The organism is Geodermatophilus sp. URMC 62 (genome assembly GCF_052931475.1).
This window is the reverse complement of sequence record NZ_JBRFHY010000001.1, coordinates 3398629-3414902: the sequence shown is the minus strand read 5'-3', so window position 1 is coordinate 3414902 and position 16274 is coordinate 3398629. Positions and strand designations below refer to the sequence as shown.

The 16274-nt window shown below is 70.3% G+C and carries 10 protein-coding genes; 8 read left to right on the top strand and 2 right to left on the bottom strand.

The genetic code is table 11. The annotated features are described in order from the left end of the window. Positions 1 to 35: 35 nt before the first annotated feature. Positions 36 to 4529 carry an AAA family ATPase gene (locus tag ACU616_RS16630; RefSeq protein ID WP_446759541.1) on the bottom strand — a complete coding sequence of 1498 codons (4494 nt, stop codon included), beginning with the start codon at positions 4527 to 4529 and terminating at the stop codon, positions 36 to 38. Between the two features lie 174 nt (positions 4530 to 4703). Between ACU616_RS16630 and ACU616_RS16625 the strand changes: the two genes are divergently transcribed. After that, a complete protein-coding gene (locus ACU616_RS16625) occupies positions 4704 to 6383 on the top strand; it encodes a patatin-like phospholipase family protein (protein ID WP_446759540.1) in 1680 nt (559 codons plus the stop codon). 631 nt (positions 6384 to 7014) lie between these two features. Beyond that, positions 7015 to 7818, top strand: coding sequence for a transposase family protein (locus ACU616_RS16620; protein WP_446756502.1), 804 nt, complete (start codon positions 7015 to 7017; stop codon positions 7816 to 7818). A gap of 221 nt (positions 7819 to 8039) precedes the next feature. Here the strand turns inward: ACU616_RS16620 and ACU616_RS16615 are convergent, their stop codons facing one another. Further along, positions 8040 to 8984 carry a toll/interleukin-1 receptor domain-containing protein gene (locus tag ACU616_RS16615; RefSeq protein WP_446759539.1) on the bottom strand — a complete coding sequence of 315 codons (945 nt, stop codon included), beginning with the start codon at positions 8982 to 8984 and terminating at the stop codon, positions 8040 to 8042. Positions 8985 to 9952: 968 nt separating this feature from the next. On the opposite strand from ACU616_RS16615, the gene ACU616_RS16610 reads away from it, so the two are divergent. The 6 genes from ACU616_RS16610 (at position 9953) to ACU616_RS16585 (ending at position 16226) form a co-directional block, all read left to right on the top strand. After that, a complete protein-coding gene (locus ACU616_RS16610) occupies positions 9953 to 10846 on the top strand; it encodes an IS982 family transposase (RefSeq protein ID WP_446759538.1) in 894 nt (297 codons plus the stop codon). A gap of 560 nt (positions 10847 to 11406) precedes the next feature. Next, a complete protein-coding gene (locus tag ACU616_RS16605; RefSeq protein ID WP_446759537.1) occupies positions 11407 to 12897 on the top strand; it encodes a hypothetical protein in 1491 nt (496 codons plus the stop codon). 253 nt (positions 12898 to 13150) lie between these two features. Continuing rightward, positions 13151 to 13630 (top strand): helix-turn-helix domain-containing protein, encoded by a 480-nt coding sequence (locus ACU616_RS16600; protein WP_446758840.1) that lies wholly within the window; start codon positions 13151 to 13153, stop codon positions 13628 to 13630. Positions 13631 to 13658: 28 nt separating this feature from the next. After that, a complete protein-coding gene (locus ACU616_RS16595; RefSeq protein WP_446759536.1) occupies positions 13659 to 14216 on the top strand; it encodes a transposase in 558 nt (185 codons plus the stop codon). Positions 14217 to 14675: 459 nt separating this feature from the next. Then, a complete protein-coding gene (locus ACU616_RS16590) occupies positions 14676 to 15836 on the top strand; it encodes a site-specific integrase (protein WP_446759535.1) in 1161 nt (386 codons plus the stop codon). A gap of 129 nt (positions 15837 to 15965) precedes the next feature. Continuing rightward, positions 15966 to 16226 carry an excisionase family DNA-binding protein gene (locus ACU616_RS16585; protein WP_446759534.1) on the top strand — a complete coding sequence of 87 codons (261 nt, stop codon included), beginning with the start codon at positions 15966 to 15968 and terminating at the stop codon, positions 16224 to 16226. The last annotated feature ends 48 nt before the right edge of the window (positions 16227 to 16274 follow it).

Below are 16274 nucleotides of genomic sequence, written 5' to 3'. Positions count from 1 at the left end.
TGAACGACGCCTCCTCACGAGCAGCGGTCGGCTCATCACCGCGGGAGACCCTCGGGTGCTCTCCGCTCCTCCCCCGTCGGACCTGCCGGCCCGAACCGGTCTAGCCGGGCCAGCGTGACGGCGCCCCCGTCGTCACCGCACAGGAGGAGCGGCTCCCGAGGGTGCAGCGCAACGGCCACCGGGCGGCCGTCCAGGGGCAGCACGGCGAGCTCGCTACCCCGGTCGAGGTCCACGAGGCGGAGGACGTCGTCGTCCCCACCGGTGAGCAGCAGTCGTCCGTCGGCGGACAGCGCGCAGGCGCGGACCGGCCCGTCGTGGTGAGCGACCGGGCGTCCGTCCCCGAGGTCCTCTCCGCTCCAGAGCCGGACCTCCCCGTCCACGCCGGTGGCCCCCACTCGCTGACCGTCGGCGGACACGGCGCAGCGCAGCCACCGCCGATCGGCGGCGAGATGCCGACGGAGCGCGCCGCCGGCGAGGTCCCACACGCGCACCCCGCCGTCCGCACCGGTGGTGACCGCCGTCCCCTCCCGGGACCAGGCGCAGTCGTCGACGGCCGCCAGACCTTCGGCCAGCACCTGCTGGCAGCGGCCGGTGTCGACGTCCCAGGAGCGGAGACTGCCGTCCCGACCGGCGGTGACGAGCCGGTGCGGGTCGGCGAGCGGAACCAGGCCGGTCACGACGCCGGTGTGACCGGTCAGCACCGTGCGCTCCTCCAGGTCCGGGATCGATCGGACGTGGACGGCGCCGTCGTCCGTGGCGACGGCCAGCCAGCTGCCATCAGAGCCGAAGACGCAGCCGGTGCCGGACCCGCCGACGTCGATCGATCCCACGTGCTGCGCGCCGCGGTCGGCGTAGAGGTGCACCGCTGCGTCGGCGCCGGTGGTGGCGAAGTATTCCCCTCGGGGAGCGATCGCGCAGCCCTCCACCGGCAGGAAGTGGTCGTCGAGGGTCCGCAGCATGCGGCCCTCCGGTAGCCAGACCCGAGCGGTGCCGTCGGTGCTCGTGGTCACGGCCCAGGCGCCGTCGGGGCTGAAGGCACTGTCGGTGACCAGGCTGCGGTGCCCGTCATAGGCAGGCTCGTCGAGAACGTCCAGGTCCCACAGCCGCACCGCGCCGTCCACGCCCGCGGTCACCGCGCCGCGCCCCTCGGGCTCGAGCAGGCAGGCCGTGGTGTCACCGGCATGCCCCCGCAGTACGGCCAGCCGCCGTCCGGTTGCGACGTCCCACACGCTCAGCACGCCCTCGACGTGCACGGCAACGGCCAGCCGGTCGCCGACCGCGCAGGCGTTGATGCTGCTGAGCTCGTCGGGAGCCGGCTCGGCCCGCAGTCGGCCGTTCCCGGTGTCCCGTATCCGCAGCGCACCGTCGAAGCCCCCGCTGGCGACGACGTCCCAGCGGGGGGACGCCGCCAGTGCGAAGACCCCGCCCGGGTCGTCCCGGTGCTCGGCCTGCAAGGTCCCCGCGGCGTCGTGCCACCGGACGTAGCCGTCCTCGCCGGCGGTGACCACCAGCCGGGCGTCGTCGGTGAGCAGGCAGGCGCGGACCGGTCCGTCGTGCGGCGAGGCCACCGACGTCCGGACGCCGGTGTCGAGACGAACCAGGTCCACCGCGCCGTCGGCCCTTCCGGCCACGCCCAGCGCACCGTCCCGGCTGACGGCACAGGTCCGGACCGGGGTGCCCGCCCCGGGCAGCACCCTGCCGGAACCTTCGCCGTCGACCGGCCACGTGCACAGCTGACCCGACCTGTGTCCGGTGAGCACCAGCGTCCCGTCGCCGCTGAGCGCGCAGGCCGTGGTCTCCCCCGTCTCGATCGGGCGCATGGAGAGCGCGGTGCCGCTCATGGCGTCCCACGTGCGCAGGGTGTCGTCCGCCCCGGCCGAGATCACCCGGTTGCCGTCCGGCGTCAGGACGAAGGTCAGCACCGCGGTGTCGTGGCCGACTAGCTCGGCCAGCACGATGCCCGAGGGGCGGTCCCACACGGTCAGGTGGCGGTCGCGTCCGCCGCCGACCAGCACCCGCCCGTCGTCACTGAGCGCGCATCCGCCGAGCCGGTCGTGGCCGCCGAGGGTGCGGGTCAGTGCGGCGGACGTCCCCGGGGCGGAGAGCCGCCGCAACCAGGTCGGTGTCGCCGGAGGCGGCGCGCCGACGAACTCGTCGGCCAGGTGGGGAGCACTCACCTGCAGCCGGTTGACCAGCTGCTGCCGGAGGAGCTCGGGCCGCCGCGATAGGTGGTGGGCCTCGGTCCGGAGGGCGCTCCACAGCGCTCGGACAGTCCGCGCCCGGTCGTCCGGCTCGGTTTGCGAGGTGGCTGCCAGAGCCTGGGCCGCGAGCGACAGGTCGCTCAGTAGATCGGCGACGCCGGGATTGCGTCGGTCGGCTGCTCCCGGGTCCGGGACCTCGCCCGCACGGATCCTTGCCTCGAGGAAGCGCACGTCGGTGACGACGTGGACGAGGTCGTCGAGCCGTCCGGCCCCCGCGAGCTGGAACGGCAGCTCGACGAGGGGACGCGGGTCGGTGGGGTCGAACCCGCCCGCGCGATTTCGGCCGAAGTACGCCGCCAGCGCCTCGTGCCTCTGCCGCCGCCGGTGCTCGTCCTCCTGAGCCGCCGCCTCGGCCACGAGCCGGTGGTAGAAGCCGAGCACGGGACCGCCCAGAGCATCGCGGTCGGCCAGGTAGGGCCTCAGGTCACCGGCCAGCCGGTACCAGACCACCGGCGGCAGCGCCTCGGTGGCCGGCGAGTGCGGGGACAGCGCGCGCTGCTCGTCGCGGACGGCGGTGTCGGCGGAGAGCACGTCGATCACCTCGTCCTCGGCCAGCCCCTCCCGGGCCGCGCTCAGGTACTCCGTCGCGTGCGCCACGAGGGTCGCGCCGTGCTCCGCGCCGAGGACGTCCAGCCGCTCCCGGACCAGCGCCACGGGATCGGCCGGGAGGCTGCCCGGTGCGGGCTCGTACGAGGCCCACCGACGGGCCTGCTCGAAGGACAGCCGCAGGTGCAGGGGCAGACCGGTGGGCCGGAACGCGCCGAGGACCACCTCGGCCTGGGCCGCGGTGAGCCGGCGTCGCGCCCGGCTCAGCCAGTGCTCCAGCAGCTCCTCCGCGACCTGTGGTCGCATCGGCTCGAGAGCCAGGTGCGACACGGCACCGAAGCGGCGCCGCTGCTCGGCCAGCCACTGCTCGGAGGTGGTGGACAGCAGGACCCCGACGTGCGGTGGCAGGACGGCGGGCAGCCAGCCGAGCGGCCGGGCCTGCCCGCGCAGCTGGTCGAGGGCGTCGATGACCAGGACCAGCCGCCGGCCCTCGGCGGCGCGCAGCCGCTGCAGCAGCGCCGCGGCCAGGCCCTGCAGGTCGTCGGGCAGCTCACTGACCGGCTGCCGGTGTCGCACGTCGATCTCGCGGCACAGCCCGGCGACCAGCCCCCGCTCGTCGGTGGAGCCGCTGGTGGCACCGATGAGGCGCAGGACGACCAGCGGGCCCTCCTCCTCGGGTCCCGCCACACGGGCCGCGGCCTCCGCGAGTAGCGCCGACTTGCCCGACCCGGAGGGGCCGGTCACGACGGCCGGCCGCCCACCGCCGGCGAGCACCGACCGCACGACGTCGCGCAGCTCGTCCGCCCGGCCGGTGAAGTCCCGGCGCCGTTCGTCCGCTGCGGCACGGTGCTGCTCGGCCTCACGGATCACCGGGTCTCGGCCGGCCTCGAGGGCCACGCGCCGCTCGATCACCTCCGCGAGGTCGGCGTACACCAGCGCGCCGAGCCACGGCCGGGGGCTGCCCGCGGGTCGCCCGTCCTGCCACGTGGTCCGGGCCGTCCGGAGCCGCACATGGGGAGCGCGGCCGAGCCGGGCCTTCAGGTCGGCGAGGGCCCGGGCGGCGACCGGGTCGGGAACGCCGCCCTCCCCGTCGACGAATCCCCGGTCCACGGCCCCGGGCCCGGGGTCGCCGCCCTCCCGCACATAGCAGTGGACGGTGCTCTCCGGGAGTGCCGCGAAGACACCGCGCGCGATCTCCCGCTCGGTGGCCGATCCGAGCAGGTCGCGCCGCACCTCCGCGGGCAGGTCACCGGCGGCCTGCTCGAGGGCAGCGCGCAGCAGCGGCTCGTCGGTGGCCCACGTAGCCTCGGCGCGGGGCCCGTCTCCGCGGGTCCGTGGGAGCAGGCGGTACGCCGGAGGATCGGCGTTCTCGTCGAGCCGGTACCAGCGCGCGAACCGGCGCTCCTCGTCGGCGGCGATCGCCCGCCGCGGTTGCGCCGCCCCGGTGGCGGGGAGAATCGCCGGCAGGGGGCGCCATCCGTAGCGGTCCCCCAGCAGTACCACAAAGTTCAGCCACGGGGATGCCTGCTGGCAGCGCTCGATTTCCTGCAGGCAGACCTCCATCGTGCGCTGGTCCAGGGCGACGCCCTCCGAGACGCCCCAGCGCAGGTCGACGACCTGCAGCCGGACACCCCGGTCGCGGCACAGGTCCCGCAGCCGCGGCAGGGCGTCCTCCTGCAGCGCGGTCCGCTCCTCCACCAGGTCCTGGAAGGTCGAACTCACGAAGAGCCTCGCCGTCAGCGCCACGCGGTCCCCCTCCCTACTGGAGGAGATGCCAGCACGGGGCCGTCACCGCACCGTCACCGCCCAGGCAGTCCGTGCGGACGAGCAGCGCCGCCGCGGCATGGCGGGTTCGGCGTCCTTCCGCTGCACGGCGCGGTGGCCCAAGCTGGCGCCATGACCGCGCCCCGCGTCGTGCTCGGCACCGGGCACATGGTGGACCTGCCGGATCGTGCCGAGCCCCGCTTCCCGGCGGATCAGGTTCCGCGGGTCACCGCCGAGGTCCGGGCCGCGCTGGCGGACTGGCAGGTCGGTCCGGACAGCACGATCGTGTGCGGCGGAGCGCGAGGCGCCGATCTGATCGTCGCCGAGGAGGCGCACGCCCGCCGTGCGCGGGTCGTACTGTGCCTGGCGCTGCCCCCGGACGAGTTCATCGACCGCTCGGTCGACATCCCGGGAACCGACTGGACCGCCCGGTTCGAGCGCATCGCGCAAGTCGCCGACATACGAGTGCTCGACGACACGGGGAACGGACGCGACGACGTCTTCGCCCGTGCCAACACCTGGATGGTCGACGTGGCCCGATCACTCGACGCGAGCCCGCACGCGGTCATCGTGTGGAACGGCCGGGAGGGGGACGGCCCCGGCGGGACGAAGGACATGGTCCGGCAACTCGGCGTACAGGGGCCGGACCCGCGCGTCCGGGTCGTCGACCCCACCCCGCGCGCGTACCAGGGGCGCCAGGACCTCCCCCGCCCCAAGCGGATGCTGGCACTCGACGGCGGCGGGATGCGCGGCATGCTCTCCCTGCAGGTGCTGGCCTCGATCGAGGCCCGCCTCCGGGACCGGCTCGGGACACCGCGCCTGGTCCTCGCCGACTACTTCGACTACATCGCCGGCACCAGTACCGGCGCGATCATCGCCGCCGGGTTGGCACTCGGGCACTCCGTGCAGCAGGTGGAGGAGCGGTACAGCACCCTGGGCGGCATCGTGTTCCGGAAGCGCTTCCTGCCGCTGCGGGCCCGGTCCCTCTACGTCGACCGGCCGCTGCGCCGCGAGCTCGGCTCCTTCTTCGGAGCCGATCGCACGCTGGGCGACGCGGACCTGCGCACCCTCCTGCTCGTGGTCATGCACAACACGGTGACCGACTCCCCGTGGCTGCTGAGCAACTGCACCCGGGCCAAGTACAACCGCGCCGACCGCAACCTGCTCCCCAGCCCCGACCGCAACCTCGACATCCCGCTGGCCCCGCTGATCCGGGCCAGCACGGCCGCGCCGATCTACTTCGCGCCCGAGGAACTGCGCGTCGGCAACAACCAGTTCCTCTTCCAGGACGGCGGGGTGACGCCGTTCAACAACCCCGCGCTCGTGCAGTTCCTGATGGCGACCCTGCCCGAGTACGGGCTGGGCTGGGAGACCGGCGAGGACCGGCTGCTCCTCGTCTCGGTCGGCACCGGATCGTCCGCGGCGACGCACCCCGGGCTGCGGCGCAACCGAGTGAACCTGCCGTTCAACGCGCGCAACCTGCCGTCGGTGTTCATGAACGGGGCGGCCGTCAGCCAGGACCTGCTCTGCCGGTCCTTCGGGTGCTGCCGCTTCGGCGCAAACATCGACCGGGAGGTCGGCGACCTCGTCGGCGCTCCCGGCATCGGGGGCGCCAACCTGTTCAGCTACGTGCGCTACGACGCCGACCTCTCCGACGAAGCGCTCGAGGCGTTCGGCGTCGCCGACCCCAAGGTGCGCCAGCGGGTCCGCAAGCTCGACGCCGTCGACCAGCTCCCGCTGCTGCGGGACCTGGGCAAGGACATCGCGCGCCACGTCGACATCGACCGGCACTTCGACGGGTTCCTGACCTGAGGGCGGTCGCCTGTGCAGCCGACGGGAGGGAAGATGCGGAGGCAGGGACTTCAACCCGCTGGCTGTCCCTGAGTTCTTCACACCGGTGGGCGTCGCTCCCCAATCACCGCCGTGTCCTCGACGATCGGCGCCGAACTCCGCTCCGCCACCCACCCGGTCCTCGAGGTGATCAGCGCGCACCGGCTCGACTCGCGCGACGCTGAACGCGCGAGGGCGAGGATTAGGCCCCACAATCCAGTGACTCGGCTCCAAGATGACATAGGGGCACACCACTTCGGACAACGCAGGCCGACCAGGTGGCATGGGGAGCGCTGCTCACCGGAGCGTCCTGCCCATGCGCATCATCGAGCGCTGGCGCCTCTCGGATGCATGAGGCTGGGACGCCATACTCGTGCGCCGAAAATCCTGGCCGCGGCGCCCAAGCCTCCGAGGATCGATGTCCGGAGTCTGAACTAGGGGCGGGGCGTGGTCGAAAGCGCGGCCATCAGCCGTCACTGAGGTTTTCTCACCAGGCTTGACGGCCTGATTGGCGTCGTCGCTGGTCGCAGTCGAGGTTGTGGAGGAGGGCGCGGGCTCCCGGGATGAAGATCGTCTCGCCAAAGGCCGATCTCCACTTCCCCGGGAGCCCGCTGTGTCTCATCGTGCCAGCCTGGATGTGTCCACCGCGGTGTTGAAGGCGGTGACCGGCTGGATCGCCCAGCACCGTCGGCGGCCCGGATCCCGCCCGGCGCAGCGGGCGGGCACGGTGCACGTCCAGGTCGTCCTCGCGCTGCGTTGGCTGCGCCACCGACTGGACCTACGCACGCTCGCTCGCCAGGCCGGGCTGAGCATCGCCACCGCCTACCGCTATCTGCACGAGGCGCTGGATGTGATCGCCACGCGCGCTCCTGAGCTCGACGACGTCCTGAACCGCGCCCACGCCGCCGGGCTGTCCTTCGTGTGTCTGGACGGCACCCTGGTCCCCACCGACCGGGTTGCCGTCCGCGCCGAGCGCGGCCATCACCTGTGGTACTCCGGCAAGCACCATGCCTTCGGCGGCAGCGTGCAGGTCCTGTGCGACCCCAGCGGCTTTCCGCTGTGGGTCTCTGACGTCCGCCCCGGCTCGACCCACGATCTGACCGCGGCCCGCGAGCTGGTGCTGCCGGCGCTGTATCCGCACGCCGCCCGGGGGCTGCCCGTGCTGGCCGACAAGGGCTACACCGGCGCCGGCATCGGCGTGCACGTGCCGGTCAAGCACCAGCCTGACGGGCCGCTGCACACCGACAACCGCTGCTACAACTCCCTGATCATCGCGCTGCGCGCGCCCACCGAACGCGGTCACGCCCTGCTCGGCCGCTGGCGCGCCCTCGACCGGGTCACCGTCAGCCCGCACCGCATCGGCGCAATCGCAGCTGCCGCATTGGTGCTCACCTCACTCGACCGCGGAACCAGGTGAGAAAACCTCACTGAGGTTTTCTCACTAGAAATCCCCACCCAGTTGAAGGGCGTAGTGGGCGTCGCTGGTCAGGGCTTCAGCGAGTCGTCAGCGACTTCGGGCGCGGGCCCTCGACGCAGGCTCCCGGCAGGCGGCACTCGACACTTCGCTGGCACGAGGGCCTGACCTGCAGCGATGCCTCTCCCAGCCGTCCGCGGACGGCGAATCCTGGTGAGAAAACCTCACTGTTTGTCGGGCCGGAGCTGGAACTCTGCGACCTTCTGCGAGCGACTGAACCAGGCCCCATTCATCGAACCGGTACGGACGATCGCCAGGTATTCGCCGTCGAGGTTTATCGACCTGCTCCCCACCGTGACGACCGCGGATTCCCGGAATATAAGGGCGGTTCGAACGTCGCCCGATGCGCCGGCGTCCAACCGCAGTCGGTGGATGACGTCCGCGACTTCGGCGGCCGTGGTCGTGCGGCGGCCTTCCAGGTGGGTGACCGTTCCGGAATCCAGATAGCTCATCGTCCCCGTGAACTGGGCGTCGCTCCACGATTCGATCCGCAGCTCGATGCGGTAGTCGTTGTTGTACGTGCCTCGCCACACGCGCGGGAGCAGTTGCTCCGTGGCGTCCTGTCCGCCAGTCGATCCGTCGGGCATGCGGACCTCCGGGGAACGGTCAGGAGGTCTCATGACGATCTCGGCGCGATGCTCCTCGGCGATTTCGCGCTCCTGACCGGCCATGTCGCTTGGGAATCTGTTGACGCGCGCCGCCAGTTCGTAAGCGAACGCGGCCAGGTCGAGGTCGATCTGAGCGTCCGAGCCGACGGCCAGGGGTCGACCGTCCGTCGGCCGAACCAACAGTTGGCGCAATTCCTCGACGAGGCGCCAGGCACAGGCACGCACGATGAGCGGCAGTATGACTAGGCCACCTGTCCTGCTGTGCCGCAGAATTCGTGGCCACTCCATCTCCCAGATGTACGTCGAAGCCATGAATGCCGGACTGACCAGGAGGACGGCAACTTTCGAGTCGGTGAGAGCGTCCTCGATCTCCTCCTGCCAGCCTTCGCCGACCTCGATACGCGTGTCCGACCACACATGCACGAGACCCCAGCGTTCCAGGATGGCGAGGTGCTCTTGCAGCCGTTCCAGCCACTCCCGATCTCGGTGGCTGTAGCTCACGAAGACCATCTCTCGAGGCATCGCCCCTCCTCAGGATGACGCCGGTGTGCCGGCGGGAAGCGTCGGATCGGCGTCGGGGACAGGAAAGGGGGCCGCTGTCGCGTCGGGAGCGGTGTTGCTAGCAGGCCCACCCAACCGTCGTTCCGCGCGGCGAGCATCCGTGCGACGTCCGCGACGCACTGCGCTTGCTCCCAGGCCGGTGGCGACCGAGCCGGTGCCGGCAAGGAGGCGATACAGCTGGTCCGCCCTCCCCGCGCATGATGCCGCGATGCCCGCACGCTGACTGGCGGCAAGTTGGGTCCTGATGGCCGCGGCGATCGTGGTCGCCACAGCCCTCCATGCGGTCAGCTGGGCACAGACGGGACCCCGCCGACGGCAGCCAGAATGGCGCCGACCGCGGTGGCGAACAACTCGCCGGCTCGCAGCCTGCGGGCCGTACCTGCGTGCACGGCGCTCCCACAGACGCGTATCCGCCTGGCGCTCGGCTCGGGTGGTCAGGGAGAAATCATCCCGGTAGGACTCCCGAGTCCATGCCAGGTCCGGCCTCCTTGCCGCGGCGTTCGCGCGGTGGAACATGCCGCGCTCGGCCACCGCGTCGAGCAGCGCACGCACCTCCCGGCGCCCCCGCCCCTTCACCACTAACCACTTGGGGACCCGCTCGGCCTCGTCGAATGCATTGAAGCTGGCGTCCTTGGGGCTGCGCGTAGGGGACGCGGACCGAACCTCGGCGGTGACCCGCGAGACCCGGTCTGCGGGGAACCGGGGCTCGGGGCGGTCCGGCAGGTCCACCATGTGGCCTGTGCCGAACACGACGCGAGGCGCGGTCATGGCACCAGCCTGAGCCACTGCGCAGTGCTGCGGAAGAACGCCGAACCCCGCCGCCATGGCGTCCTAGACGAGTAAGTCCTATCGGCCGGGAGGGTCGAAAGCCGCTGTAGACGCGGACGGAGGGTGTTCAGGCTCGGGTTGTGACGACCGACCTCAACACCCTCCTGACCGCACTCTACGTCCGCATCGACGACCATCTCACCGGTCACGTCCGCGCCGGACGCCCACCGCGGCTGACCGACGCCGAGCTGCTCACCCTGGCCGTGGCCCAGGCCCTGCTCGGGATTCACTCCGAAGCCCGCTGGCTGCGACTGGTGCCCGCGGCGCTACCCGGCGCCTTTCCCTACCTGCCCGGCCAGTCCGGGTACAACAAGCGCCTGCGGGCGGCGGCACCACTGCTCAAGCGCCTCATCCGGATGCTCGCGGCCGACACCGACCTGTGGACCGATCCGGTCTGGCGGGTCGACTCCACCCCGCTGGAGTGCGCCCGCTCCCGGCCGACCGTCCGGCGCTCGGACCTGGCCGGCATCGCCGGCTACAGCTACTGCCCGAGTCACTCCCGCTGGTTCTGGGGCCTGCGGCTGCACCTGATCTGCACCCCGGCCGGGCTGCCGATCACCTGGGCGCTGGCCGACCCCAAGCTCGATGAGCGTCAGGTGCTGATGTGCGTCCTCGATGAGGACGCACACCTGCTCGCCGAGCGGCCCGGGCTGCTGATCCTGGCCGACAAGGGCTATGTCTCCGCCGAACTGGACGACTATCTGCAGACCCGGGGCGCGGAGCTGCTGCGCCCCTCCTACCGCAACCGCACACCCCGCCCGGGCCAGGCGCTGCTGGCACCCATCCGGCAGCTCATCGAGTCGGTCCACGACACCCTCAAAGGCCAACTGGACCTGGAACTGCACGGCGGCCGCAGCCTCATCGGCGTCACCGCCCGCGTCGCCCAACGGCTGCTGGCGCTCACCGCCGCGATCTGGCACAACCGCGCCACCGGGCAGCCGATCACCCGGTCCCTGATCGCCTACGACCACTGACCAGCTTCGGACTTACTCGTCTAGCTCCTGCCGCACGGCCGGTGCCGTGACGTTGCGGTGACGCGACGATCACGGCTTCGTGTTCGGATATCCGCCGACGGTGAGGGGGATCGTGTGGCACTGCTGGCGAGACTCTTCATGAGGTCGACCCGACAAGTCGAGCCTGGAATCAGTGGCACCATTCTTAGTGGGCGTGGCCTCAGGAGGCGCTCACAGTGAGGTTTTCTCACCAGGATTCGCCGTCCGCGGACGGCCAGGGAAGGCATCACTGCAGGTCAGGCGCATGTGCCAGCGGAGGTGCCAAGTGCCACGTGGCGGGACCCGCGCCGAGCAGCCGTGATCGACGTCGCCAACGACTCGCCGCAGCCCTGACCAGCGGCGCCGACCGTCCCCTTCAAGCTGGTGCGGATTCCTGGTGAGAAAACCTCAGTGATAGCACTCGTTCCGCAGAGACTCCGGCGCGAGTTGAGAAGGATTCCGGCAGGCGAAGCTCTGTGCGAGCACAACGACAAGTCCTACAGGGCCGCTGCGGTGTTGGACGCCATGGGAGGATGTGATCTGTGGAACCTGTTGAGTGTTTCATCGTGATGCCTTTCGGGGTGAAGCAGTTTCCGGACGGATCCGGCCGGCGTTATGACTTCGACAAGGTGTATCGCGTTGTCATCCAGCGCGCCGTCCGCGAAGCCGGGATGACGCCGATCCGGGCGGACGAGCGCATGGCATCGGCGCTCATCCACAGCGACATGTTCCGAGACCTGCGAGATCGCGCGGTCGTGCTTGCAGATCTCTCCCTTGACAACCCAAACGTCTTCTACGAGCTGGGCATTCGCCACGTGATGAGCGCGAGTGGAACCGTCCTGATCTGCCGCAAGGGTTCGATCCTGCCTTTCGACGTCAAGCTCTCTCGGACCATCTTCTACGAGTTCGACGGCTCGAGCCTCGACTGGGAGGAAGTCGAACGAATCGTGAAGCACTTGAAGGTCGCATTACAGGAAGCTCAGAAGGGCTTGCCCGACAGTCCCGTCCACGCACTTCTCCAATCGGTTCAGCGCCTCAATTCCGAGAGCGGCGCCGAGACCGAGCGAGCAAGTCGCGAAAATGCAGCCGACGCAGCACCGCTCGACCGCTATCAGGCGCTGGTGGCCGAGCATTGGTTGTCAGCGGGTGAAGGCTTGATGGGCCTGTTCGAGGAGCACCGCGGTTCGGTCTTCGGGTCACGTGCTCTCGGGAAGCTCTGCCTCGAGACTGATCCGCTGAGCGATGCCGCCAGGAGGCTTGCCAATCACCTCAACGACGCCCAGCAGTACCAGCTCGCCAACGACATTTACTCCCGCCTGCATGAGGCTAAGCAACTGACCCCCGGAAGTCTGCTGGCGTATGCTTCCTCGCACACTGAGGCGCATCCCGATCTAGACGGTGCTGATCGCGGCATCGCACTTGCTCGCGAGGCCTTGAGCGATGTCGAACGGCAGTATCCCGGTGCGCCCGAAAGCCCGGATGCGGTCATCGCCTTCGCGGAGTGCTACCGTCGCCTTGCTGGTCTTCGACAATGGCGATGGCAGATCACGCGCGAAGAGGGAGATCTCCAGGACGCGGTCGTCACCCTGGCCGATGCCATCCGCTACAATGAAAAGGCTCGACGACTTGGAAGGATGAAGCACCCTGGCTTCCTCGCCCAATTGAGGATCAAGGAAGTCGTCTTGTTGAGGATTCAGGACGCCAACATCGAGCGACCGGACTTCGAGGGGCATCGGGACGCCATCCTCGCATTGAAGCGCGAGGAGGCCGATGACAAGATCGGCCTCTCCTATCTCGGTTGGTTTCAGGCGATAACCTTAGCTGACATGGGAGCGAGTGATGCATCCGAGCGCAAGGCCCTGTCCACCATCGCTGACGACGCTGCACTGAGGACGAACCCTCGGTATTGGACGATCGGTCGCCGGCAGTATACTTTGCTGCGACGGTTCCTAGAGCAATATGCGCCACACTTGAGGCATTCAACCTTGATCGGGCGCATATCTCAGATCCTGCAAGCAGGTGAAGTGTCTTGACGTATCGAAATGGCCCGGTCTGTCACCGCTTGATCCCAATGGACCTCCGACGCCCACGTCGCCGAGACCATCTCCACCGAGCCATTCTCAGCAGGTCCTCGAGTCGGATGTCCACGGCGGCAGGTCATCGGGCGAGTGAGCGCTGTGCTAGCCCTGAGCGAGGGCCCAATTCACTCGTTGTCGCTAATGATCATTAATGGCGGGAGTTCCGTAGTCTGCTGACAGCCGGCGCGGCGCGCGCTATGCCGTACCCATGAGGTACGCCCAGGGTGGCGGGCTCACTGCCGAGGAGTGCGCCCGGCGGGAGAAGGTGCGGCTGGAGGCCGCAGAGTGGATCGAGGAGGGCGCCACCGACGCCGAGGTGGCGGCCCGGTTCCGGGTGACCCGGATGTCGGCCAACCGCTGGCGCCGCGCGCTGGCCGCCGGCGGCCGCCCGGCCCTGGCCTCGAAAGGCCCAGGCGGGGCCCGCTGCCGGCTCACCCCGGCGCAACTGGAGGAGCTGCAGGTGCTGCTGGAGGCCGGGCCGGCCGCCTGGGGCTGGGCCGATCAGTGCTGGACGCTGGCGCGCATCGCCGCGGTCGTGCACACCCGGTTCGGCGTGGAGTACACCCTGCCCGGTCTCGACCTGCTGCTGCACCGCCTCGGCTGGAGCGTGCAGGGCCCGCGCGGCGCGCGGCGGAGCGGGATGAGGAGCAGATCGCCGCCTGGCGGGAGGAGAGCTGGCCGCAAATAAAGGGACGGCGGCGGACCTGGGCGCCTGGTTGGTCTTCGAAGACGAATCGGGCCAGGGGCTCAGGCCGCCCAAGGGCCGCACCTGGGGCCGGCGGGGGCGCACCCCGGTGGTGCGGGTGACCGCGGCGATCAGCCCCCGAGTGTCGGTGGCCGCGCTGCTGGCCACCCGGCCCGGGCACCGGCCACGGCTGATCTACCGCACCCACCGCGGCCGGCGCGGCAGCGGGCGCAAGGGGTTCACCGAGGCCGACTACGCCCGCCTGCTCGACGCCGCCCATCAGCAGCTGGGCGGGCCGATCGTGCTGGTCTGGGACAACCTGAGCACCCACGCCAGCAAGGCCATGGCCGAACTGATCGCCGCCCGGCCGTGGCTGACGGTCTACCGGCTGCCGCCCTACGCCCACGAGCTCAACCCCGTCGAGCTGGTGTGGTCGCATCTAAAGCGCTCGCTGGCCAACCTGACCAAGCACACCATCGCCGAGCTGACGGCGCTGGTGAAGACGCGGCTGAGACGGATGCAGTACCGCTCCGGGCTGCTGGCCGGCTTCCTCGCCAGTACGGGGCTCCAGTTCGGACCGTTCTTGTAACACCCGCCCCTATAGGTCGTTAGTGGGGCTCGCAGGCTCCTCGCGGAACACATCAAACGCCTGACCTGCGGTTTTGCTCCCCCGATTGGACTCGAACCAATGAGGTTTTCTCACCAGGAATCCGCACTCGGTTGAAGGGTGCGGTCGGCGTCGCTGGTCAGCACTGCAGCGGGTCGTCAGGAACTTCGAGCGCGGCGCCGCGGGGCAGGCTCCCGCCACGTGGCAGTCGACTCTCTGCTGACACATGGGCCTGACCTGCAGGGATGCTTCTCCTCGCCGTGCGTGGACGGCCAATCCTGGTGAGAAAACCTCAATAACCCTGCGATTTCGGTGACGCCTCTCGCCGTGGCTGTCCGCAATGCACCGAACTCGCCTCTGACGTGCAGCTATGTGGCGCTCGGACGCTCTGGCCCGTACCGTCGCAGACCGCCGGTATCCGTCATATTTCAGGGGTAAATCATGGGCAGGCCGGGGCTGGCGCTCGGAACGGCAGGCAAGATCCGCCTGCACCCCACGCCGTCCGGGCACCGCGCCGTCGCCTGGTATCGGGACTACGACGGTCAGTGCCGCCAGGTCGAACGCAGCGCCAAAACCAAGGCTGCCGCCGAGGCGGCGCTCCGGCTCGCCCTGCGCGACCGCGCCCGGTTCGACGCCGCCGGAGACATCACCCCCGACACGCGGGTGAGCGTGCTGGCCGAAGCATGGTTCACCGGCCTGAAAAACCTCAGCCCTACGACCATGCAGGCCTACCGCAATCGCCTCGATCGGCAGATCCTGCCGGGCCTGGGCAGCCTCCGGGTGCGCGAGCTCAGCGTCGGCACGATCGAGCGGCACCTGCGCCGCATCGCCGACGAGCACGGCCCGGCCATGGCCAAGATGACCAAGAGCGTCCTGAGTGGGGTCTGCGGCCTGGCCGCCCGCCACGACGCGCTCGACCGCAATCCCGTCCGTGACACCGGCAGCCTCCAGACCCCGGCGAAGAAGGCGCCGAAGGCGCTGACCGCGGACGAGGCCCGCACGCTTCTCACCGAGCTCGCCGCCGACGAGCATGCCAGGAGGAACGACGTGCCCGACCTCGTGGCCTTCCTGCTCGCCACCGGCTGTCGCATCGGCGAAGCCACCGCCGTCACCTGGAACGCCCTCGACCTCGATGCCGGCACCGTGGACATCACCGCGACGGTCGTCCGGGTGACCGGTCAGGGCCTGGTCCGCAAGAGCACCAAGACGGCCTCGGGCGCCCGCACCCTGCTACTCCCGTCCTGGTGCGTGGCGATGCTACGGAGCAGAGCTGGCCGGATCGGCGCCTCGCAGGAGGTCGCAAGGCGGGCAATGCCGGTGTTTCCCGCTCCGCGCGGGGGGTGGCGCGACCCGTCCAACACCCAGGTCGACCTCCGAGCCGCCTTCTCCACCGCCGGCTTCGGCCACATCACCAGCCACATGATCCGCAAGACGACCGCGACGATGCTCGACCACGCCGGCCTGTCCGCCCGCGCCATCGCCGACCAACTCGGTCACGCCAACTCGAGCCTGACCCAGGACGTCTATCTCGGCCGTCAGGTCGCGTCCACAAGAGCCGCGGCGGCACTCGAAGCGCTCCGACCTCCAGCCCACCAGCAGTAGTTCTCCAGCAAGCAGGAATCGGGCTGCTCCCGAGTCGAAGCGCTCGACCGGCGATCCTGGCTGGTCAGCACCTGCGGTGATCGGCCTGAGCGGGAGAAGCACTGGAGGACCCGGAGCCATCCTCGGCGCATGGACTCCCACGCCTCAGCTGCGGTGGCCCCCGGCCGTCGTTCCGTCGATGCCTGTGCTGACGAGCTGTTGACTCCGAGCCAAGCCGGCGACTACCTGCGAACCGGCGAGCGGTTCATCCGCCGCCTCATCGCCGAGCGCCGCATCCCCTACGTCAAGCTCGGCAGACACGTGCAATTACAGCGGTCAGACTTGGACGCCTTCATCGCATCCGGCCGGATTACCCGAGCGCCGGACGTCGGCATCCAGCGCAGACCGTGATCCCGTGTCCCCGGCTGGGCCTGAACTGACTGGTATCGACCGCTGCGA